At 47.1% G+C, this 21,751-nt stretch carries 18 protein-coding genes; 11 read left to right on the top strand and 7 right to left on the bottom strand.

Annotated elements, in window-relative coordinates; all coding sequences use genetic code 11:
• Nucleotides 1-251: 251 nt before the first annotated feature.
• A complete protein-coding gene (locus J4227_07555; GenBank protein MBS3110357.1) occupies nucleotides 252-2,261 on the top strand; it encodes a hypothetical protein in 2,010 nt (669 codons plus the stop codon).
• A 31-nt stretch (nucleotides 2,262-2,292) separates the two neighbouring features.
• Here the strand turns inward: J4227_07555 and J4227_07560 are convergent, their stop codons facing one another.
• The gene (locus tag J4227_07560; GenBank protein ID MBS3110358.1) at nucleotides 2,293-2,901 is read right to left on the bottom strand and encodes a hypothetical protein; all 609 of its coding nucleotides are present in this window, start codon (nucleotides 2,899-2,901) and stop codon (nucleotides 2,293-2,295) included.
• 128 nt (nucleotides 2,902-3,029) lie between these two features.
• Here J4227_07560 and J4227_07565 point away from each other — a divergent pair, with 128 nt between their 5' ends.
• Entirely contained in the window at nucleotides 3,030-3,461 is a 432-nt protein-coding gene (locus J4227_07565) for an MgtC/SapB family protein (protein ID MBS3110359.1), read from the top strand.
• A gap of 101 nt (nucleotides 3,462-3,562) precedes the next feature.
• On the opposite strand, the gene J4227_07570 is transcribed toward J4227_07565, so the two are convergent.
• Complete coding sequence (locus tag J4227_07570; protein MBS3110360.1) at nucleotides 3,563-4,135, bottom strand: hypothetical protein; 573 nt, start codon at nucleotides 4,133-4,135, stop codon at nucleotides 3,563-3,565.
• A 158-nt stretch (nucleotides 4,136-4,293) separates the two neighbouring features.
• On the opposite strand from J4227_07570, the gene J4227_07575 reads away from it, so the two are divergent.
• On the top strand, nucleotides 4,294-5,130 hold the full coding sequence (locus J4227_07575) for a PD-(D/E)XK nuclease family protein (GenBank protein ID MBS3110361.1): 837 nt from the start codon (nucleotides 4,294-4,296) through the stop codon (nucleotides 5,128-5,130).
• Nucleotides 5,131-5,132: 2 nt separating this feature from the next.
• Here J4227_07575 and J4227_07580 read toward each other — a convergent pair whose 3' ends face one another.
• Nucleotides 5,133-5,789, bottom strand: coding sequence for a TlpA family protein disulfide reductase (locus J4227_07580; GenBank protein MBS3110362.1), 657 nt, complete (start codon nucleotides 5,787-5,789; stop codon nucleotides 5,133-5,135).
• A gap of 137 nt (nucleotides 5,790-5,926) precedes the next feature.
• Here J4227_07580 and J4227_07585 point away from each other — a divergent pair, with 137 nt between their 5' ends.
• On the top strand, nucleotides 5,927-6,574 hold the full coding sequence (locus J4227_07585) for a hypothetical protein (GenBank protein ID MBS3110363.1): 648 nt from the start codon (nucleotides 5,927-5,929) through the stop codon (nucleotides 6,572-6,574).
• A gap of 28 nt (nucleotides 6,575-6,602) precedes the next feature.
• Here the strand turns inward: J4227_07585 and J4227_07590 are convergent, their stop codons facing one another.
• The gene (locus J4227_07590) at nucleotides 6,603-6,779 is read right to left on the bottom strand and encodes a hypothetical protein (GenBank protein ID MBS3110364.1); all 177 of its coding nucleotides are present in this window, start codon (nucleotides 6,777-6,779) and stop codon (nucleotides 6,603-6,605) included.
• Nucleotides 6,780-6,941: 162 nt separating this feature from the next.
• Between J4227_07590 and lysA the strand changes: the two genes are divergently transcribed.
• Nucleotides 6,942-8,270, top strand: a complete 1,329-nt coding sequence (gene lysA / locus J4227_07595) for a diaminopimelate decarboxylase (protein MBS3110365.1) — start codon at nucleotides 6,942-6,944, stop codon at nucleotides 8,268-8,270.
• Between the two features lie 62 nt (nucleotides 8,271-8,332).
• On the opposite strand, the gene J4227_07600 is transcribed toward lysA, so the two are convergent.
• A complete protein-coding gene (locus J4227_07600; protein ID MBS3110366.1) occupies nucleotides 8,333-9,583 on the bottom strand; it encodes an adenosylhomocysteinase in 1,251 nt (416 codons plus the stop codon).
• Between the two features lie 397 nt (nucleotides 9,584-9,980).
• Here J4227_07600 and J4227_07605 point away from each other — a divergent pair, with 397 nt between their 5' ends.
• The gene (locus tag J4227_07605) at nucleotides 9,981-11,279 is read left to right on the top strand and encodes a hypothetical protein (GenBank protein MBS3110367.1); all 1,299 of its coding nucleotides are present in this window, start codon (nucleotides 9,981-9,983) and stop codon (nucleotides 11,277-11,279) included.
• A gap of 102 nt (nucleotides 11,280-11,381) precedes the next feature.
• Here J4227_07605 and J4227_07610 read toward each other — a convergent pair whose 3' ends face one another.
• Nucleotides 11,382-12,689 carry a DNA helicase UvrD gene (locus J4227_07610; protein ID MBS3110368.1) on the bottom strand — a complete coding sequence of 436 codons (1,308 nt, stop codon included), beginning with the start codon at nucleotides 12,687-12,689 and terminating at the stop codon, nucleotides 11,382-11,384.
• A gap of 118 nt (nucleotides 12,690-12,807) precedes the next feature.
• On the opposite strand from J4227_07610, the gene J4227_07615 reads away from it, so the two are divergent.
• On the top strand, nucleotides 12,808-16,185 hold the full coding sequence (locus tag J4227_07615) for a hypothetical protein (protein ID MBS3110369.1): 3,378 nt from the start codon (nucleotides 12,808-12,810) through the stop codon (nucleotides 16,183-16,185).
• 41 nt (nucleotides 16,186-16,226) lie between these two features.
• Nucleotides 16,227-16,577, top strand: coding sequence for a hypothetical protein (locus tag J4227_07620; GenBank protein ID MBS3110370.1), 351 nt, complete (start codon nucleotides 16,227-16,229; stop codon nucleotides 16,575-16,577).
• Nucleotides 16,578-16,755: 178 nt separating this feature from the next.
• On the opposite strand, the gene J4227_07625 is transcribed toward J4227_07620, so the two are convergent.
• Complete coding sequence (locus tag J4227_07625) at nucleotides 16,756-17,433, bottom strand: class I SAM-dependent methyltransferase (protein MBS3110371.1); 678 nt, start codon at nucleotides 17,431-17,433, stop codon at nucleotides 16,756-16,758.
• Nucleotides 17,434-17,553: 120 nt separating this feature from the next.
• On the opposite strand from J4227_07625, the gene J4227_07630 reads away from it, so the two are divergent.
• The 3 genes from J4227_07630 to J4227_07640 all read left to right on the top strand — a co-directional run bounded on the left by J4227_07630 (nucleotide 17,554) and on the right by J4227_07640 (nucleotide 21,709).
• Nucleotides 17,554-19,422 carry a hypothetical protein gene (locus J4227_07630; GenBank protein MBS3110372.1) on the top strand — a complete coding sequence of 623 codons (1,869 nt, stop codon included), beginning with the start codon at nucleotides 17,554-17,556 and terminating at the stop codon, nucleotides 19,420-19,422.
• Between the two features lie 236 nt (nucleotides 19,423-19,658).
• Nucleotides 19,659-20,675, top strand: a complete 1,017-nt coding sequence (locus J4227_07635; protein ID MBS3110373.1) for a glycoside hydrolase family 15 — start codon at nucleotides 19,659-19,661, stop codon at nucleotides 20,673-20,675.
• 80 nt (nucleotides 20,676-20,755) lie between these two features.
• Nucleotides 20,756-21,709: an HAD hydrolase-like protein gene (locus J4227_07640; protein MBS3110374.1), complete on the top strand. Its 954-nt coding sequence runs from the start codon at nucleotides 20,756-20,758 to the stop codon at nucleotides 21,707-21,709.
• Nucleotides 21,710-21,751 lie beyond the last annotated feature (42 nt).

Raw genomic sequence — 21,751 nt, forward strand, 5'->3', positions numbered from 1 at the left:
AATCCCATGACTCCGTTCTGTGACGCAGTTCGGGAGACTTCCGAAGGAACGTCTCCCTACCTTCCGTGCGAGCTGAGGTCAGCTCCGCGGCAGATTTTTAAGAAAAATCTGGTAAAAACAAGAGAGGCATAAAGCCTCTCGACGTGATGATAATGTTTTGGTTTATATCACTATTGTTGGCTAATCGCACTTAGTCCGACATATCCTGTCCATTAAAAAACTATATAAATGTTTGGCATCATGTGGCGCTAATGGCGGAACCAGGGGGAGTCAGGGAGGCCAAGCCGCAAACTTATCAGCAAGGCATCCGTGAATTTATTCAGCATGCCAAAACACCGCAGTTCTATTCCGCAGCCTCGGCTTTTGCACTGGGGGAAGCAGGGATTATTGCATTCCTGAACAACATGTCCAATTCTTACGACACTTCCGGCTCTGAGCTAGGGATTGTCGGGGCATTCTTCAATGTGCTGAACGCCTATACAGCCATGGGAATTTACGAGGCAGGCCGGGAAATAAGGAACACGGCCAGGCCGAGGCTGGCAACATGGGCAAAAGCAAAATGGAATGACTTTTCAGGGTCATTTTCAGATTTTTACAAGATTGGAAAATATCTTGCGAGGCATGCACAGCAGGGCGTTGACAACTTTCTCCTGGAATACAGGCCGGGCCTTGCCATGGGAAAGAACAGGCGAGAGAACCTGGACCATGCTGTAAATACGCTTCTTCAAAGGGTGGCCGAGGCCAGGGATAACTACCTGTACATTTCAGCGAAATTCACTTTGGATGATTCCTCCCCGCAGAAAAGGCCGCGCATGGCAATTGCCCTGGCAAGGTCTGACAGGATGGACGAGGCAGTCGAGGAACTGCAGGAATGGCTCAGGCAGAATGAGTCCGACAAAAAGTTCCAGCAGCTCAAATGGGAAAATAGCTGGGGCCTGCTTTTCAGGAAAAAAAGGGGCGTGCTGGAAAAAATGCTTGAAAACGAGCAGCGAAGAACTGAAAGTGTCTACGGGATCCAGCCTGTTGCTGATTCAAGCCTCATGAAGAATTTTTATGAGGCGCTTGTGTGGCTTGGGGAGAAAAATCCTGATGAGGCAGTCCATTACCTGAGGGAGACCCTTGCTTATGGCAACACTCCGGCTGAAGGCCTTGCCGGCGCAGGGATTCTCCTGCACGGCCTTGGATATCGAAAGGAGGGGAAGGAAGCCATCATTGAAGCCATCAGGAAATCGCCCGGGCGCTTTGAGAAAAGGGATTATTACCCCGGCTCAAAATCTGCGTGGATTGCAATGGACAGATTTTGGGGCTCAGTGCTGGTATTGAAGCAAAGGCCTTTGGCCGAGCTGCAGAAAGAGTCAATTCGCCTGTCCAGGCTGGAAGCCAGGATAAAAAAATATGACATGGGCGGCCTTCTCACGCAGGCGCATGACCTGGGAATCATTGATTTTGATGGAAATCCTTCACTTGCAACCCTGCAGGCAGATGCAGTTCCGCTCTCAGAGGCATTCGTCATAAGCCCTGAAACCCAGGAATTCGCTTACTGGGCGCACGGCTTCCACCAGGGCGCAATGTCCACTCCTGATGTCCGCAATCCTGGCCCAATGCCTATTATTGACAGCCTGCTTCTTCGGCTTGAGCAGGACAATGTGACGCCGGATTCTGTGAAGCAGGCGATCCTGGATAACTTTGATGTCACTCTGAAATTTACAGAAGGCTATCCATTCCTTGTTGATGATGCGGATGCAAAGCCTGACAACCGGGGCCTTGCCATGCTGCACAATGGAAAGCAGAAAATCATTTTCTGGGATGAGGAGCAGAAAGGAATGCCTGGCTATCCTGGCCACACATACATGGAAGCTGATGACGCCAAAATGTTTTTCCATGGCCCGCATGTGGTTAGAATGCCGAATTCCTGGCGCTACCTGGAAGAGCAGGCTGGAAAAAAGAATGAAACATTCAACCTTTATTGCCCTGAGGGGATGCAGGTAAGGGAAAAGGATTATCTGAAAAGGCTTTTGCTGGCATCCATCCCCAAGGCAGTTACCTATGTTTCATACCAAAACACCCTGGAAAATCCAACAGACGACGGGATTGACTTTATCGATACTGTCAGCCATCTTGTCTTTCCCATTCTTCAGTTTAAATACATAAACAGGATGACATCAGGCGAGGCAAAGAAGATTGCCAGGCTCGGCGAAGCGCTGCATGAGATGCGGCAACATCATTTTTTTCACCTGCAGAAAATGGCCTCTGGCTCATGAAATAATTGCCCATCAAACCAATGATTTGCTATCATCTATAGAGATAATTATACTGCATCCCCTGGTTATTGGAGAAATTGAGCATGGCAGATGCAGTCTGATTGGTCTCTCCTTCTTCCGGCCTGTGGTGCGTTTCATGGTAGTCAATAAACGCCCCGAGCTTCAGGGGCTTGTACTGGTGGTCTGTGTCAAACACTTTATTGGCATCTGTCAAGGTGGTGTAAGCATGTGCGCCCATGTCCCCTGCAGAAAAATGCACATGCCATCGTTTTGCAATCCCACGGCCGTGCAGGTCAGTTTTCTGGTGCCATTTTTGCTCGCCGTAGTCCTGAAGGGGGGCATAAACCAGTTGGAATGCATAACTGTTGTCCGGCGCAACATACAGCTCGCCAAGATACCCTGCCATCTCCTGGGGCACATAGTTGAATATTTTGGCTGGCGAATACTCCGGAATCCCTGTGGCTGAGCTTGCTTCAGGGGAATAATCCTTGTTTTCCTTTTCCTTATCCTTGATTTCCGACTCTATCCTCTTTATGACTTCATCTATGGACTGGCCAGGCAGAAGGGGAAAAATTTTTGGGCTTCTGTCCTTTTCCGAATCCGGAATTGTATGCCGGTACATTGTCTTATCCATGCTCATCATTCCTATGCAAATATGGCAAATTTATAAAACTTGGCAGGAAAGGTTGTGCCTTGTTTTCCTGAATATATCTCTTATTTGATAGTGGTATCACAAAATATAAATAATGCTGTCCCTGAAATGCCGTTGTGGTCATATCGATTGAATACACGGAGGGCGAATTCGTTTTCAAATTATTGCTTAGCCTGGGAGCTGGCTTTCTTGTTGGCATGGAGCGCGAATCCCGCGGAAAAAAGGCAGGAATCAGCACGCAGACTTTTGTCATAGCCGGCGCAATGCTTTTCACAATGATGTCGCTCATGATTGACCCAAATGAGCCGGCAAGGGTGGCGGCGCAGATTGTCACAGGCATTGGCTTTCTTGGCGCAGGGATAATCCTGAAGGACAAGACAGGCAACATTACAAACCTGACAACAGCAGCGAGCATCTGGTTTTCTGCTGCCATAGGCATGACAATAGGCATAGGCTATTACATGATTGCAATTTTGGCCACACTATTCTCGATACTGGTCCCTCGAATCCCTCATTTTTTTGGCAGCCCGGACCATCACGACAAATAATTTCAGAGCCAAGCCTGCTTTCAGAATTGAAAGCTTCGTTTCTTTGTGCTTTTACCAATCCAAAATAGAAATAAGAAAATAAAAAAATTGGCTATGGAAAACTAAACGCATCTGCCGCCCACACATATTGATGAGAAGTTCGTCACGCATGAGGCCCAATTGTTATAATACTGCGTTCCGCTGCACCAGTGCTCCATTACGCTGGAATTGTCCAGGCAATATTCGCTGTGATTGTACGGGTTTCCTCCTGAATAGCCGCTGACAGTTCCCCAAACTGTAATTGCAAATCCTCCGTCGCTGTCAGAACACGAGTCCGGAAAGCCACAATCAGCAGGGCATGTGGCAGATGTTTCTCCGCCTTCACAGACGCCATCTCCGCAGTTTGTTTCGTCATTGTCTGTCGGCCCTGAGCATCCTCCGTCAGCAAGGTCAACTGCGCCGTCTCCATCATTGTCTGTCCCGTCATCGCATTGCACTGAGGGATTAAGCTCACTGCTGTCTCCCCGGTTTGCACATCCTGGGTCACTGGGCCAGTCTGTGTATCCATCCCCATCATTGTCAGTGCTGTCCTGGCATGCATGCTTTGCTCTTGGCGCTGCCATAACCAAGGCAACAACCAGAATGCCCACTATGACTACTGCACTGATTAATGCTACCCCTGCTTTCTTGTCCATGTTTCTTTCGCCTCCATAACTCATATTCTAATGAATATTAGTGTGCAAACGTGTTCAGATATTTATTTCTTGTGTGATTACAAAGTTGTGACAAATTGAGCTTATCTATATATAATAACACCATAAATTATATATAGCATGGCTCAGGAATCAACTTCATGCCGGGCAGAATCCAGTCTCCAAGCTCAATCAACACGTACAGGCAATGCCCCCGCAAATATTACTATCAATATATCGAGGAGCTCCCCACAAAGCCGAGCATCCATCTTGTCCGTGGCCATGTTGTGCACGAAGTGCTGGAAAATTTTTTTCACCTGGACACCTCCGATCTCAGCAGGGCAAATTATGAAATGGCGCTGAAGAAGCGGATACAGGACCTTTTGCTGAAGCATTGGCAGGAAGAAAAGGATTTCAGCAAGCTCGACTTGACAAAGGAAAAACTGATGTTTTATTTTGATGAAAGCATGCTCATGCTCCTGAACTGGATCAACCAGTTCATTGCCAGGCTTGAGGCAATGATGGTTCAGGGGTTTGGCCTCGCAGATGCCTTCAGGCGCCTGACTCCAACAACGGAACAGCAATATGTGTCTGAAGAGCATAAGGTCCAGGGGTTCATTGATGCAATAGAGGACATTGATGACCATGTCAGGATAATTGATTACAAGACATCAAAGAGCTTTGACATTTCCGAGGAGTACAAGCTTCAGCTGGCAATCTATGCATTGCTGTACAATGAGAAGCACGGCAAGCTTCCGAACAAGGTCGGGATAAATTTTCTGAAGGATGTTGAAAAATTCCTGGATGTGGATGAGGACCTTGTCAGGTACGCCAAGAAGGAAATTGACCTGGTCCACAAAAAAACAGCAACCGATGACATTTCAGCTTATCCGCTGGTGCCCCAGCCATTGTGCAAATGGTGCGACTTCTTCAACAAATGCTTCGGGGTTGAGGGTGAAAAATATCCTTTCAACAACAATTCCCGAAGAAGAATGTGAGCTCAGCCAGAGTCCCTTAACCCACCAAGAATTATGCGCCAAACATCTTCATCAGCCGCGCCTGACCCTGTCCACAAAATCGTGCCGCTCCTCCCAATGGCAAATTTTGTTGTGGTTGTTTTTACACCGTACTCGGCCACAACAGCAGGGTCTGCCTTGACAAATCTTATGCCCTCTATGCCAAGCTTTTCAGCATAATTTTTTATTTTATCCTCAGATTCCGCAGGGTCCAGGTTTATTGCAATAAACTCCACTTCCTGGTCATATTCGGGATAGATATCCTTGAGCACCTCAAAATCCTGTTTGCAGTAAGGGCACCAGGTCGCCCAAAAGTACACAACTGCGGGATTGCCATATGCTGTGTGGCCATTGTTGAGGCTGGCCTCAATTCCATCAACTGCTGTGAGGGCAAAGTCAGGGGGCACATCGCCCTTCTGGATGCCGACCATGGGAAGCTCAGCGCTGGCAGCTAATTGCGAGGCATCACTGCCCGCAATTGCCTCGGATTTTACCTGGAAAACCTCTTCCGGCGAAATTCCCCTGTTCCTGCTGGTGTAGAATGAAATTGCCAGTATCACAAGCCCGATTACCAAAATCATGGCTATTGACCTGCTTGCTGGCTGATTCCTTTTTTCACTGTCCTTTTTCTTTTCCGCCATAATAATATAGGTAATCCTCCTTTCATTTAAAATATCTAACCTTTGGGTCTTAAACACTGATTTTAACCGATACCTCTGCTATGAATCCTGTTCAGGCAAAGCATAAATTTTTAAGCCAGGCACTTATGGAAGTTAGCATGGCCTCGAAAACCAGGAAAAACCAGTCAAGTGCCAAGGAATCCAGGGAAGCTGGCAAGGGATTGCCGCGAATAGTGGGCATTTTGCTTTTGGTTTTCTGCATTGTGCTTATTGCATTGTCAGGGGTTCTCTTGTACAAATACAATGAGCTTCAGCACAACATTGAGACATGGGTGGATTATGCAACAGCATTGCAGGGCATATCAGGCATTGGCGAGCCCGAGCCAACTCACATCCATGCGGATTTTGCAGTCTATGTCAATGGCCAAAGAATTTCTTTTAATGTGTCAGAGTACCATGAAAAAAATGATTTGACGCATATTCACCTGGGCAATCCTGAAGGCGACAAGACAATACACATACACTCAACTGGAATAACCTTCGGGCATTTCCTGAGGAGCCTGGGCATGAGCCTGAATTCAGAATGCTTCGCCATGCAGTCCGAAAGGTTCTGCAATTCACCTAACGCCTCTTTGAAATTCTATGTCAATGGCGAGAACAACCCTGAATACGGCGACTATTACATGCATGACCTGGACAAGCTCCTCATAAGCTATGGCAATGACGGGCCGGAGCAGATAATGACACAAATTTCCAGCGTTACGGATTATTCAAAACTGTACAGCGAAAACCCTGAACTGGGCTAAAGAGAAAAAAATAATTTTGCTGAAATTTCTATTTCCTGAATACAAGCAGCAGGGCAAGTATCACTGAAATCACGCCCACAATTATCTGTATCCAGGCAATGCCGCCGGTAAAAGTGTTGAGCCAGCTGTATAATGGAGGAACTGCATGGACTATGCCTCCAACAAGCAACAGTATGTTTGCCCACATTTGCATATCTTGTGCCATCTTATCACCACCATCCAAAAAATTAATCTTCAGTATTCCCAAAAAATTATTTATAGGTATAAAAAACTTGCGCCGGGCATGCCTCGGCTATGCATTATTTCACTTTGCCTAAAAATTGGAAAGCTTTAAATAAAACTGAACAATCGTTATGCAAAACTTAGGGTGACGCTTATTGAAGTGCGGGCAAACAATCGCAATACAAATGGAAAAAATGATTTTTTCATAGGGCCTGTTTCTGTACGTGAACTTATAGAAAGATTCGACACGCCATTATATGTCTATGATGCAGGCACAATTAGCCGGCAGGTCCGGTCCCTTCATGATGCGGGCTTTGATTCCGTCCGATATGCAATCAAGGCGAACAACAATCCGGCGGTTTTGAAATTAATCATGGATGAAGGCGCCTCGGGTGTGGACGTTGTCAGCGCAGGCGAGCTCCTGATTGCGCAGATTGCCGGGATATTAAGCGATGAAGAGTCGCCTCGCAGGGTTGTCTTTGGCGCTGACTTTTTCGCGAATAATTCCCATGACCTTGAGCATGTCATAAAGCTGAATGCAACCTTAAATGCAGGCTCAATCAACATGATCCAGGAATACGGAGAGATGCAGCCCGGCATAAAAGACATCAGCATAAGGCTCAATCCGGGATTCGGGCATGGCCACACAAAGAAAGTGGACACAGGAGGAGAGCACAGCAAGCACGGCATCTGGTACGGCGACGCCAGCAAGGCGCTGCGAACTGCCAGCGATTACGGCCTGCGAGTCAATGGCCTGCACATGCATATTGGCACAGGAACAAATCTTTGGGAGCTGGAGAGAGTGGCGGAATCGCTGATAACCAATGGGCAAATGGTGCGTGACCTTGAATATGTCAGCGCAGGAGGCGGCATCCCAGTCCCATACAAGGAGGGGGACAGGAAAATCAACCTGCAAAAATACCGAAAATTGCTTGCCAATACCGAGCGCCGCCTCAGCGCCTTTTTTGGCCGGCCGATAAACTCGGAAATCGAGCCAGGCAGGTATCTGGTGGCCGAGTCGGGATATCTTGTGGGCAGGATTCGTGACATCAAGAGCACGCCTGCAAACAAATTCTATCTTGTTGATTTTGGATTTGATGCAATGCCCCGCGCAGTGCTGTATGGCGCGCATCATGACATGCTCATCGTCGGCAGGAATTCAAAGGAAAGTGAAGTTATTGTTGGCGGGCCGCTTTGCGAGTCCGGCGATGTCTTTACGCAGGAGCAGAATGGCGACCTTCGCCCGATAAAACTGCCAAGGGCGGAAATTGGCGACATCATCATAATGAAAAATGTAGGCGCATATGGGATGTCAATGGCTTCCAATTATAATTCAAGGTTCAGGCCGGCTGAAGTCATGGTAAACACCGACGGCAGCTATCAGCTAATAAGAAGCAGGGAAGGCGTGGCTGACCTGACCAGGAATGTAATCCTTCACCCTGAAAAAATAACTCCCAGGCAGGCGATACAATAATATTTTTGAAAATTAAGTAAAAATAGAAAATTAAAAATGATAAGGCAAGAAATTATCAGGGCTTAAGTCCCTTCTCTCCATTCATCTGCATACTTCTTCTGCATTGAAGTCATTTCATCCTTGGCTATCCCCAGGGTCATGAGCTGCAGCTTGGCAATCTCATCGTCAATTTCCGGAGGAAGCGATATGACCTTGTTCGGCAGCTTGCCTTTCAGCTTAACCCCATATTCAACAGCCAGGGCCTGGCCGCAAAAGCTCAATGCCATCACAGTAGAAGGATGGCCTTCTGCGCATGCAAGGTTGACAAGCCTGCCCTCGCCGGCAAGGAAAATCCTTTTGCCATTGATTGTGTATTCATCGAAATATGGCCTTATCCTTCTCTTCTTGCTTGCAATCTTTCCCATGCCGTCAACATCAATCTCATTGTCGAAATGGCCGGAGTTTGCAAGGATAGCGCCATCCTTCATCAGCTTCATGTGCTCGGTCGTGATCAGGTGCTTGTTGCCGGTCACGGTGACAAAGATATCCCCTATTTTTGCAGCCTCTTTCATTGGCATGACCCTGTAGCCGTCTGTCCTTGCCTGGAGTGCCCTGAAATTATCGACTTCTGTCACAATGACATTTGAGCCCATTCCCTGGGCGCGCAAGGCAACCCCTTTCCCGCAGCTGCCGTATCCGGCAACAACAAACGTCTTTCCTGCGAACAATGTGTTGGATGCCCTAAGAATTCCGTCAATTGTTGACTGCCCGGTCCCATAATAATTGTCAAACAGGTGCTTTGTCTTGTTGTCATTGACTGCAACCATCGGGTACTTCAGGACTTTCTCCTTTTCCATGGCCTTGAGCCTGATGACACCTGTGGTTGTCTCCTCGCATCCAACAATGATATCCTTGATCAGCTCTTTCCTTTTGGTGTGGATTTCAGTCACAAGGTCGCAGCCGTCATCTATTGTCACATGCGGCTTGAAGTCAACCACTTTCTTCAGGTTCCTGTAATATTCTTCCTTGGTCTCGCCTTTCCATGCATAGACTTCAACGCCTTCCATGGCCAAGGCCGCTGCAACATCATCCTGCGTGGAAAGCGGGTTGCATCCTGTAATGGAAACCTGCGCCCCGCCAGCAATGAGCGTCCTGACAAGGACAGCGGTTTCCTTGGTTACATGCAGGGCCATGCCAACCCTTAACCCCTTCAGCGGCTTTTCCTTTGCAAACCTGTCTTTGACCTTCAGCAAAGCGCCCATCTGGCTCTCTGCGTATTCTATATTCATTTTCCCCTGCTCGGCAAGGTTTATGTCTTTTACTTCGTATGCCATGGCTTTTTGGAATTTAAATGGCGTTTATATACTTTGTGCTGTCCATGGCTTTGCCCGAAAACTCGCCTTCCGGCTCGGTTTGGGCATCTGCTCAGCATTGCAGCTTCCCGCGAATTGCATTTTTCTCCTCTGCAACCCCGAAAAATGCCTAACCCCTCCTGGAATGGGCTTCGCAAAATTGATGCCCAAACTAACTTTTCGGGCAAGGCCGCTGTCCACTTTTTGATGCCTGATTAGGCGGCGCGGCCAGGGCAGGCGAGTTTTTCCGCAAAGAGGCATCTAGTCATGACTTTTATCTCCCTTCTATGGAAAAAAGTAACTACCATAAAGTTTATATATTAGTTATATATTATACAATAGTAACAAATACATTATTTTACGTTTGGTGGGAAACACAATGAAGGGGACAAACTCAATTTTACCAAGCATAATAATTTTAAGTGTGGTTCTACTGATACTTTCCGGCTGTGCGCCTTTGCCAACCAATGATGTTAAGGGATGCGCACCTGTTGCCAGGCCAGCAGAAGATGTAACCGTGCCAATTGGCGGCGAACCTGCCACCGGAGAGACACCGGCCGGAACTGAAACGCCTGCTGAAACAGTGCCTGAAGAACAGCCTGTAACCGAAGTTACAGGGGAAGTGCCAGTGACTGAGCCTATTTTGCCAATTGCTTCTGATGAAGACAGTGAACTGATAATGGTTGATGATGGCATTCCTACAAAATATGTTGTGGAAGGCCAGACAGTCCAGCTTGACCTGAGGGCAATTGACCCGGATGGAGACCCGCTGTCATATACATTCAGCCCGCCAATGGACAGCACCGGCAAGTGGAAAACACATGAGGGCGATGTCGGGACTTATTTTGTATCAGTCACAGCTGATGACGGCGAAAGCCAGACAACGCAAAAAGTCAGGATAATCGTAAGGCCATCAAACAAGCCGCCAATAATGGGCGAAATCAATGATGTCATGATAGAGGAAGGCAGCACAATAATTCTCAAGCCATTGGTGGTTGACCCGGAGAATGATGATATAACAATGAGTTATTCAGGATGGATGGCAACGGATACTTATATCACAACTTTCAATGATGCAGGCGAGCACTTTGTCACAATAACTGCAAATGACGGCAAGAACACAGTCAGCCAGGAAGTCCGGATTGTGGTAACCAATGTAAACCGCCCGCCTGTGCTGGGCAACATGGCAGACATGGTTGCTGTGGAAGGCGATGCTGTCAGGATAGTCTATTATGCAGCTGACCTTGATAAGGATCCCCTGACATTCTCATTCAGCAAGCCTTTCAATGCCTTGGGAGAATGGCAGACTGGTTATGAAGACGAAGGCGAGTACCCTGTTATTGTTTCCGTGTCTGATGGGGAACTGACCGATGAAAAGGCGTTCAAGCTCACAGTCTACAAGAAGAACAGGGCACCGGCCATAACAGGTGTTGAAGACATCATTGTCAAGGAAGGCGAGTTGGTGCAGTTCAGCCCGATTGCAACTGACCCTGACGGTGACCAGGTTTATGTTTCTTACAAAGGCTGGATGAGTTCAGCTTCCTACACAACGAATTATAATGACGCAGGAAGCCACGATGTTTACATCATTGCCTCAGACGGAACTGACGCGGCAATCATCATGCGCACAGTTACAGTGGAAAATGTGAACAGGCCGCCAGTGTTCCAGATTGAGTAAGTGAAAAAAATTCGCAATATTTGTTTTCGCAATATCTGTTGTGCCAGGGAATCATAAGCAATCAGCATAAGCAATCAGCGGAAAAACTGGCGACACAAGCGATTAGTATTCATCCAGGAATGTCTGGCCCTTGTTTTTTTCTTTTATTTCATTGCCTTCTTTTATGCCAATGCCTGTTTCCTTATTTTCATCTCCTGGTTTTTTCTGGCCAAGCATCGGCACGCCATAAACGCCGTCATATCCTGGCCTGATCACAATCTCGCCATTTCTGTTTGCCATGACTGCATCTGCAGTTTCCTCACCTGCAAGCTTGGCCAGTTCTTCCCTTCCCAAACTCAGCAATATGTCATATTCGCTCCTGTTTTCCTTAATGCTAACCAGTTTGTAGTATTCCTGCCACACATATTTTGTTGCAACAGCCTTGCCGAGCAGGGCAGCAAGTATGTCCGACAGTGGGATTACCGATCTGAAAGGGATTGCGCCTTCGGGCACAAATCCCTCCTGCCTGTCTGCAAGCTGTTCCACCCTTTCCAGCACTCCCACTGTAAGCTTTCGCCTGCATTTTGGGCAGATATTGCCAGCTTTCATTGCATCAGCCGGATGCATCACAATATTGCAGCTGCGATGGCCAGTGAAATGGTATTTCCCGAAATTAGGGTCAACTTCAATTGTTTCGACAAACCCTTTTTTTGTCCTTAAGCATGCGATTAATGCTTCATAGGTTATTTCCTTCATTTCGAAAACATTGGCTTCCCTTCCAAGCCTCCATGGCCAGAATGAATGCAGGTCGCTGTTTGACACCAGCGCGTACTTGTCAAGCTGTGACAGCCTCCAGTTCATTGCAGGGTCGCTCGAAAGGCCGGTTTCAAGCGCATGGATATGCCTTGCCTGGTCCCTGAAGCATTCCTCGACTGTGTCAAAGCCTGAATTTGCGCCAAAGAGGGAAAACCATGGCGTCCATATATGCGCAGGAATTATCTCAATGCTTTCATCAATCCCCTTTAGCTGTTCCACAAGCTCATGGCACGGGAACTTCCCAAAAATTGGCCTTCCATCAGAAAGAAGGTTGCCTTTTTTTCCAAGCATCTCATTTATCTGCTCAACAATCTCAAAGCTGCCTGCCAAGAGCACATTGTGTATCTTCCTGACTTTTCCGCCTTCAGAATATATATTGGAGATTTCAGCTGACAGCACAAAAGGATAGCCGCTTTCTGTCCTCAGGATTCCGCTTCCATCCTCTTTCAACTGGGCCCTGAACTCTGCAAGCCATTTCGGGTGGGTAAAATCGCCAGTCCCCATCAGGCCCACTCCCTTGATTCGGGCATATCTCTCAAGATTTTTTACACTGATGTCCTTTGAGGTTGCCCTTGCGTACGGAGAATGGATGTGCAAATCAGCTATGACCCTCATAGCCGGGTGCAATCTTGATAATTATAAAAAGATGATGGGTTTTGCGGTCCAAACAGCCCAGCCCAAACAGCCCAGCCTACCATTAACTTTATATAACCCCTGCCTCTTTTTCCCCTGCATGGTGGGGAAAGGCTCAGATTCAGAGGATGATGAGATATCTATAGATTTTTCCAAGATAAAGGGATTTTTCTCCGGCAGGAAGAAAAGCGAAAAGGCAAGGCATTCCAAAAAGCAGGCAGGCATTTCTGAAAGCAAACAGCAGGCAAAGGAAGAAAGCCAGCGGGAATCGGCCAGGCAATCGCAGGAGGCCGGGGATCAAAATGATGATGACATCTCAATTGACTTTTCAAAAATCAAGAATATCTTTTCAAAAAGTTCCAAAGCAAGAAAATCCAGCACTGCTGATTCTGCTGATTCTGATGGCTCTGATGATGTAGTTATGGATGCGGAATCCCTTGACAAGGCGAAAAGTTACATAAAAAAATTCTGGCCCTATCTGTTAATCCTTATCCCAATTTTTATTACAATCTTTGTGCGCGCCCACACAGTCAACCTAGCAGTGACAGACACATGGGCACGGAACAGTGTTTATGACTTTTACAGAAGCCAGATAGAAGCGAGCATCAGGCAGCAGAACCCTGGCATAGACCAGAACACTCTTGGCAATGCTGTGGCGCAAAACCTTCAAACTTTCATCGAGCAGCGCAAAGCAGAGATTGACCAGCAGGTCGTTTTGACATCAGGGGACATAAAGAATTATTTCCAGTACCAGTCAGGCGATACACTGTATCCTTACATGGGCGATATTGATTCATATTATTTCCTGAGGCAGGCAAGAAACCTTGCGGAGAAAGGGCATATCTGCGACGTTATTGAAAATGGCGTTTGCTATGATGCCTACACAGTTGCCCCAAACAAGCTTGTGCTGCCCAAGACCCTCCATCCTTACTCTATATATTATCTCTACAGCTTCCTGAAAATATTCAATAAGGACATTACCCTTATGCAGGCGCAGATTTATGTCCCGACTCTATACGCTATAATCGCGGCAATCCTTGTTTATTTGATGATGCTTAAGCTTTTTGGCCCGCTCGCGGCGCTGACAGGCAGTACACTGCTATCTGTCAACCCGATTTTCCTGACAAGAAGCCTTGGCTCAGACACAGATGTATACAATGTTTTTTTCCCGGTCTTGATTATCTTCCTGGCCTTTGAGGCCTTCACTGTGGAGGATATCAGGAAAAAAATCATTTTCGCTGCGCTTGCAGGGCTTGCTGTGGGCTCATACAGCTTTGCATGGATAGGGTGGTGGTATCTCTTTGATTTTATTGCAATCGCAGTGCTCGGCAATTATGCATTGTCCGCGCTCAGGGATTATTTCTCGGAAAAGAAGCCCAGCTTCAAGAATCTCCTGAATGACAGGAAAACAAAGGAGATGGTGTTTCTTTTGGCAACTTTCGCAGTTGTCGCGCTTCTGGCAGTGGGATTGATTGCGGGCTTCAAGCAGTTGCCCATAATCTATAAGGGGCCTTTCGGGTTCCTCAAGGCCAAGGTTGCGGCAAATCCAAATATCTGGCCAAATGTCCTAACAACAGTTGCAGAATTTAATGCTGCATCCATACCGCAAATTGTGTCTCAGGCAGGCGGAAAATGGTGGTTCTTCATGGCACTGCTTGGCTTTATTGTCGTAATCTACAAGAACCTGAAGAATGTGGCGAAGAATGTGCTCATCTTCCTGCTTTCAGCCGCCTTGCTATATTATCTGGTAACCCCTAAAGGTACCAGCCTGCCTCCTATTACTTATCTCCTGCTTTTTGGCCTCACATTTGCGCTCAGCATTATTTTTGTCTTCAAAAGCCAGGAAGAGGTGGATGTCAAGCTCGGCATAATGTTTTTCCTATGGGTCGCTGCTTCAATCTATGCGGCAACATCGGGAATCAGGTTCACGCTTTTGCTTGTGCCCCCTATTGCCATAGGCATAGGAATAACCTTTGGATTCCTGCATGAAACCATTACCTACCTTTTGTCAAAGGCAGTTAAGATTAACAGGGCAATTATCAGCATTATCATTTTCCTTGTGTTCGCATATTATCTGGTCAGCCCGGTAAGGGGCGGCATTGGCACAGCCAGCAGCTATTTGCCAAATGTCAATGACCAATGGTGGGAGGACCTTACAGCCATAAAGGAAAATTCACAGCCTGACGCAATCATAAACAGCTGGTGGGATTTCGGTCATTGGTTCAAGTTTATAGCAGACAGGAGAGTGACACTGGACGGCTCGTCGCAGAACAACCCCCAGCTGCACTGGCTCGGCCGTTCCCTGCTGACTCCAAGCGACAATGAGGCAAGGGGAATCCTGAGGATGCTGGACTGCGGCGGCAATAATGCATTCAAGGAAATAGATGCTAAGAAGCAGAACACTCCAAATTCTGTGCAATTGCTCAGGAAGATTATTGTATTGCAGGACCGAGGAGAGGCAAAAAATGTTTTGGCAGCTGACGGATTCTCAGATTCTGAATCAGAAAAAGTGCTTCAATACAGCCATTGCAATGCGCCTGAAAACTTCTTTATCACAAGCGAGGACATGATTGGCAAGGGAGGGGTCTGGGCGCACTTTGGAAGCTGGAGTTTTGAAAGAGCCTGGATGCACAGGCAGTTTGATGACCTGAACTCTGAGTCAAAAGTGGTTGACGCTTACATAAGCCAGTTCGGGATGTCACGCGAAGACGCGCTCTCATATTATAACCAGATTAGGTCATTGAAGACTGACGCGGAAATTAACCAGTGGATTGCACCATGGCCAAGCTACTTGCAGGGGGAAGCAGGCTGCACAAGGCAAAGTGAAGCTGTCATTTGCCAGGCCCAGGACCTCATGGTTTATGTCAATCTCACAAACATGGATGTTTACGTCCCAACACAGCAAGGGGTCAGGAGGATGGATGCTGTCAGCTATACAACACCTGAAAGCTACAACACGATAAGGTATGCATCTGACACAGTGGGCGTTGGAATGGTTTTCATGTTTAACAGCGACGGAAGCTACAGCAGCCTGTTCATGTCGCCACAGCTTGTCAACAGCACATTCACCAAGCTGTTCTATCTGAATGGCCACGGAACGCAGTATTTCCAGCTTTTCCGGGACAGCAAGGGGATGAACAATTTCAAAATCAAGATTTGGAAAGTGGACTGGGAAGGGAAGAATCCTCCAATACATCTGGCAAGGTTTAATGCGACAAATCCATACTTTGGCAGGACAGTTGAGCAGGTAAGAAAAATGGATGAGGATGCAGCTGCAAAGAAGGCAGCAGAAGAGGAAGCTGCCAGGCTAAAAGAGGAAGCGCAGGCTGCTGAAGCACAAGCACAGGAAAATCCAGCTGCAGCGGAATCCGGCCAGGCTGAATCAGTCGCACAGGGCAATGAATCAGCAGTTGGTGAAAGAATTATCATAGCCAAGGACAGCTCTGATTTGGTGGAACAGATTGAAAATACAAATTAGCTTCACAAGCTATATATACTCCTTATAACTTCTTTCACTGCATGGCCAGGCTCTTCAAGCAAAAATGCTTCAAATGCAGGAAAAACTATGTTCTCGTAACCTGGAAAAACAGGTTTCCTATGTGCTATGACTGCCAAAAGCCTGAAATGCAGGGCAACATCAAGGATGCAAAAATGCGGAAGATGTTCGAGATTCCTGAGCAATTCTACCGCGACAACGCCTTTCTGCGCAGCATCAAGATTAATTACATCAAATTCGGCAAATTAAGCCCGCTGCAGATTGACATGTTCAAGAAATCTGTTGAAAAAATGAAGACAGGAGGGGAACTCAAGCAGCCAGAGCTGGAAGAGGAAACCCCTGAAGAAAGGATTGCAAAGTACGTAAGAAAATAAAAATAATTCCGGTTAAAATCTGCATTTTCCACCAGTCCATGGCTGGTGGCGGAAAACCATTAGGCGTTCCAGAAAGTGGAAAATGCAGGGTCTGAACGAGCGACCCGGGCGAGAACGAAGTGATCGAGCATGCAGCCGGTCTGTGACCGGCCGTGGTCGCGAGTGATTGACAACAAGCTTATTTCTTTGCCAGCACAAAATATGAATGGTGCCTGTGCCTTTTTTTTCTGATGTAACCAGGTCCGTGAGGCGGGTCAGTCTTGCTTTCTGAAGTTATGCACAGAATTTTGAATCTCTTCATGTGCCTGTACACATCCTCAAGCGCATCATAGCGCAAATACACCCCTTCCTGCAAAAATTCATTCTTAGAAATCCTTTTTCCAGTCCCATAAGTTGTGTCCCTTGGCGATGTGAATTCAAGCAGGGCAAATCCTCCCGGCTTCAATACCCTGTAAAAGGAGTTCATCGCAGCTGAGATGTTTTTCACATGCGTTAAAACATGGTCGCACATCACAGCATCAACACTTGTTCCCAGCTTTGCCCCGGCCAGGTCGCCGTGAACAAGCCTTAACTTGGGGTCGCCACCATAGTGTTTTTTGCAGGCTTCCAGCGCAGCCCGAGAGGCATCCATTCCTATAACTGCAAAACCAGCATCAAGAAACGGGCCAAGGTTTCTACCATCACCGCAGCCAGCGTCGAAAACAGTCCTGACGCCCTCGTGTTTCAGGAATTCCAGAAATCGCCCGAAAAATGGAGTGGGCTTTTCATTCCAGACAGATTTCCTTGTGGGCCTGTTGCTGTGGAATGCCTGGTAGACTCTGTCCCATTCCTGGCCAATCTGCTTTACTTTTTTCATGGCTTTTGCCATCCTTAATTCTCTTATAATAATATCATTTGACTAATTGTTATTGATATAAATTCCTATCGTTCAAAAACACAATAAATATATACTAATTCCGCAACAATTGACTGCAGTATGGCATTTTGGGACAATATCAATCCAGCTGACTTAAATCCATTGCCGATTATAGATAGGACACTTGGTCCGGACAGTTCTTTTCGCAGCAGCCTCGCTACCATGGGTGGCGATACTTTCCTATATATCTGGTGCGGAATATTCGCTGCCGGGTTCCTGGGAAGGGTAAAAAGCGTAAACAATGGCATTAGCCTCAAGGAATTGTTCATCTGGACCTTGGGCGCATTCTTTTCATCTTACATCACCTTCGGGCGAGGCGATGTTGGAATTTTAGTGATTATACTGTTTGGCGGTGTATTTATTCTTAAAAGATCAGGTGTGGTCGGAGCAGTTTATGCATCTGCCAAAGAATCCGGGATTCTCAACCGCTGGGGATACAATGCAAGGCAGCAAAGGAAAAAGGCAAGGCTTGAGGTGCAGACGTACAGGGAAGAGATAAGAAGGATGCGCCATGATAATGACAGGCTGGCAAAAGGCAGCGCCCAGGCGGCTGCAGACCAGGCACGTGTGACAGCCGAAGGAATTGGCACCTCAACTCATGAGGCTGCCGCTGCTGTCGCTGCAGAGGAATCAGCCCAGGCAATACAGGAGCTTGAAAAGATAGAAATGCAGGCAATAGAATCCGAAGCTGATGATATGACAAGGCTTTACCAGATTGAGACAAGAATGTCCAGCATTCCTGCCAGGGGCAATCTCGATGAAAATGCAGCCAACCTGGCAGCGGAAGGGGGAAGGTATATCGGCGTCCTCATAACCGACATCAAAGACAAGGAAGAAAAACTCCAGGATGAGCGCGAGAAGGAAATCAAAGTTGTGGACAAGGACGTGCCCATTATGGTTGAGGCAGAGAAAAAAGCCAGGTCATTGCAGGGCAGGGCAGTCCGTGCTGAAAACGACCTTAAGCGCGCTGAAAGCAAGCAGATACACGGCCTCCAGGATTTCATAAAGAAGAAAAAGAAAGAATACAGGGAGCTGCGGGGCAGGGAAGGCGCAAATGAGGCATTGAAGGCGGTTGAAGTCTATACAAAAGGCGGAGCCTACCTTTTCAGCCTCGAGCGAAAGCTAAGGAATGAGGTATACAGGACTAAAATCACCCTCAGAAAAATGAAAACAGACCTTGGGAACATGGTCAAGATGGCCAATGATGCCAAAGGCATGGCTGGCAAGAATTGGGATGTCGTCAAGGACTTCAGGCAACGGGTCGATATGATGAAGTCAACAGCAGCCAATTATGGCAAGGACATTGATGCCTTGAAGAAAGACTCTGCGCCCCTGTCAATTGCCGTGCACATCAAGGATGACCTGAATAAATTTTTTCAGGCGCTTAGCCAGTCAAAATCCGGAATCATAGCCTATGAACAGGAAAACCTTTACCCTCTTATCAAAAAACTGGATGAAATACTCAACAAGGGCGCTGAAATTGTCGACAGCCTTTCCCTGCAGCTCAGGAGCTATTATTACGTTTCGCGCGCATTTGAGCAGCTGGACCGGATGGCAATTGCCCTGATGCAGGGAACGCCTGTCCAGGCAGACCTTTCCAAGGACATGCAGTCAGAGATTCTGCAGGAAAAACTGCACGTTTCTGAGGTGAGGCTGCTTGAGAGGACAAAATCTGTTTTCAAAGCCGCGCATGCAAGCCTTGCCCGGACTGTTGAATCAATGGAAGTGCTTATCAAGAAGCACCGTGATGACTTTGAGAAAACCAGCCAGTTGCAGGCACGGGGGATGCAGGCAATTGACACTTTCATAAGGATTTACCAGCAGAGGCTTGAAAAAGTCGAAAAATTGATCTCCCATGAAGCTTCACTGGCAAGGCAAAATATCGGCGCAGCAAGAATCCGTGAGCGCCAGGCCGCCAGGGCAATATAGCGCTAAATAATCAGTTTCGCAATTGGGATTTTTGTCTATTCTGGGATTTATTTTCTTATATAATAACACCTGATTTCTCTATATTTTAAGTACTATTAAGTAATAACAAATCGAAAGATTTAAATACCAGTTATAATTATATTACCACACAGTGATTACAGTTATGACATCAGCAGTGACGTTCAGCGACTTTATTTTTTCATTTTGTTTTATCAATTCAGCAGGAGGGGGGTATCATGGTAAGGCTGCCAAGATTCATGCTCAAGAGGGTTATTGTAAGGAATCTAAAGAACCTTCAGTATCCATCAGGCTTATTTGCGGCCTCAAAAAAAAATGTAAGCACAGGCTACAACAAGGCATGGCTGAGGGATAATATCTATGAGACTTTGGGCCTGGAAGAAATTAATGATACTGAGGGGCTCAGGAAAACCTATGCGGCCATGTTTGACATTCTCCTGAAGCACGAATACAAAATTGATTTTGCCATAAGCAACAAGCCAGAGCATTCTTTCCAGTATATCCATGCAAGATATGACCCAATTCACCTGGCCGAGTTCCATGAGGAGTGGGGCAACAAGCAAAATGATGCAGTTGGCGCTTTCTTGTTCAAGGTTGCAGACCTGCTCGGCAAAGGCATCATGGTCATCAGGGACAAGAATGACATAAGGATCCTGCAAAAGCTCACTGATTATCTTGCATCCATTGAGTATTGGCACGACATGGACAACGGGATGTGGGAAGAAAACGAGGAAGTGCATGCATCTTCAGTAGGCGCATGCGTTGCAGGGCTTAAGGCCATCTCCAAATATGTTGATGTTCCGGACTCGCTCATTGAAAACGGGCAGGAAGCCCTCAACCTTCTTTTGCCGCGGGAATCCGTGACAAAGGAAACTGATATGGCACTGCTTTCATTGATTTATCCTTATAATATTGTTGACGATGTGCAAAGGGGCCAGATTCTTGCAAATGTCGAGAAGCATCTTGTTATGGAAAGAGGGGTAATCAGGTACATCGGGGACAAGTATTACAGCAATGGGCACGAGGCTGAATGGACAATGGGATTTCCCTGGCTGGCTAAGATCTACAAGGACTTGGGCAATGAGGCAAAGCACAGGCATTATCTCAATCTCACACTTTCAGTTGTGAACGGCGATAATGAGCTGCCGGAATTGTACTATGGGAAATCCAGCCAGCACAATGAAAACTCCCCTTTGGGATGGAGCCATGCACTGGCATTGGCAGCCATGGGGTAAAACTTGATCAAAAAACATAGTCAAAGATCTTAATCAGGAATGGGATGGGAATGGAATCTTTGCCAAGAATGAGGTTACAAATGGAAATCGCATCATCACCTGTAAAAAGCGAAAATTGGCTGATGAATTCAACCATACTCAGCTCGGCCTCTCACACTTATGGCCCGCGGCTGTACATAATCGATGTTGTTGGAACCATTGCGGACAAGGAAAGGCTTATACCGCAGCTTGAAGGCAATTTCGACAAGGCCGCAGTTGAATACTATACTGCAAATGGGGTTTCGCAGAAAAAAGCCGAGGCTAAATTGGCGTTGGGCAAGAAGCTGCGCGCAAAAAACAGGCGCGACCCGTCATATGAGAAAATGCAGGATGAGGTTGCTGCCTATTCCTATGAAAAAGGAAAGATAAAGCTTGAGATTTATGACGATGCGCACACTGCCTTAAAAGAAATGAGGGAGTCAGGCGCGGAAATTGCAATATTCAGCAGCGGCATGGACAAAAGCCTGCAGCCCGCCTTTAAGTCTGTGCGGCTGGACGGCGGAAAGTCGCTTGATGATTATGTTTCAAAATATTTCAGCTCAAACCAAGTGGGCCCCAAGTCCAGAAGGGAAACATTCGAGCGCATTCCGAAGGATATGGGAGTTGAAATTTCAGACTGTGTATACATTGACGATGAAGCAAAAGTTACAGACATTGCATCAAAGGCCAATTTCAGGCAGGTCTACCAAATACAGAGGGAGGAAACAGCCACTCATGCAGGCACCAATGGGGAAAAGCATGGCGCTGAAAGCCACGGCACAGGGCACGAAGAAGCCCATCAGCATATGCATGCAGGCAAAGGCAGTCATCATTCAGGATATAAGACAATCAAAAGCCTGAAGGAGGCCGTGTCTAAAGGGCATGATAATTCAGACAAATCCCCTCATAACGGGCCGAATCAGGAATCCCACGGGCAAAGCGATCATGGCGAAGGAGGCCACGATGGAGCAACAGAATCAACTGAAGCGGCACACAGTGACGGAGGCCATCACTAGGGGCATGCCATCAAAGCTGCATGGCCCGCAAAACTCATGTTA

Source organism: Candidatus Woesearchaeota archaeon (assembly GCA_018303405.1).
GTDB lineage: Archaea > Nanobdellota > Nanobdellia > Woesearchaeales > JABMPP01 > JAGVYD01.

Bases quoted from the DNA above. Each gene is read 5' to 3' on its own strand.
- J4227_07555 (MBS3110357.1), top strand. From the start codon at position 252: ATGGCGGAACCAGGGGGAGTCAGGGAGGCCAAGCCGCAAACTTATCAG.
- J4227_07560 (MBS3110358.1), bottom strand. From the start codon at position 2,901: ATGAGCATGGATAAGACAATGTACCGGCATACAATTCCGGATTCGGAA.
- J4227_07570 (MBS3110360.1), bottom strand. From the start codon at position 4,135: ATGGACAAGAAAGCAGGGGTAGCATTAATCAGTGCAGTAGTCATAGTG.
- J4227_07575 (MBS3110361.1), top strand. From the start codon at position 4,294: ATGCCGGGCAGAATCCAGTCTCCAAGCTCAATCAACACGTACAGGCAA.
- J4227_07580 (MBS3110362.1), bottom strand. From the start codon at position 5,789: ATGGCGGAAAAGAAAAAGGACAGTGAAAAAAGGAATCAGCCAGCAAGC.
- J4227_07585 (MBS3110363.1), top strand. From the start codon at position 5,927: ATGGCCTCGAAAACCAGGAAAAACCAGTCAAGTGCCAAGGAATCCAGG.
- J4227_07590 (MBS3110364.1), bottom strand. From the start codon at position 6,779: ATGGCACAAGATATGCAAATGTGGGCAAACATACTGTTGCTTGTTGGA.
- J4227_07600 (MBS3110366.1), bottom strand. From the start codon at position 9,583: ATGGCATACGAAGTAAAAGACATAAACCTTGCCGAGCAGGGGAAAATG.
- J4227_07605 (MBS3110367.1), top strand. From the start codon at position 9,981: ATGAAGGGGACAAACTCAATTTTACCAAGCATAATAATTTTAAGTGTG.
- J4227_07610 (MBS3110368.1), bottom strand. From the start codon at position 12,689: ATGAGGGTCATAGCTGATTTGCACATCCATTCTCCGTACGCAAGGGCA.
- J4227_07615 (MBS3110369.1), top strand. From the start codon at position 12,808: ATGGTGGGGAAAGGCTCAGATTCAGAGGATGATGAGATATCTATAGAT.
- J4227_07620 (MBS3110370.1), top strand. From the start codon at position 16,227: ATGGCCAGGCTCTTCAAGCAAAAATGCTTCAAATGCAGGAAAAACTAT.
- J4227_07625 (MBS3110371.1), bottom strand. From the start codon at position 17,433: ATGAAAAAAGTAAAGCAGATTGGCCAGGAATGGGACAGAGTCTACCAG.
- J4227_07630 (MBS3110372.1), top strand. From the start codon at position 17,554: ATGGCATTTTGGGACAATATCAATCCAGCTGACTTAAATCCATTGCCG.
- J4227_07635 (MBS3110373.1), top strand. From the start codon at position 19,659: ATGGTAAGGCTGCCAAGATTCATGCTCAAGAGGGTTATTGTAAGGAAT.
- J4227_07640 (MBS3110374.1), top strand. From the start codon at position 20,756: ATGGAAATCGCATCATCACCTGTAAAAAGCGAAAATTGGCTGATGAAT.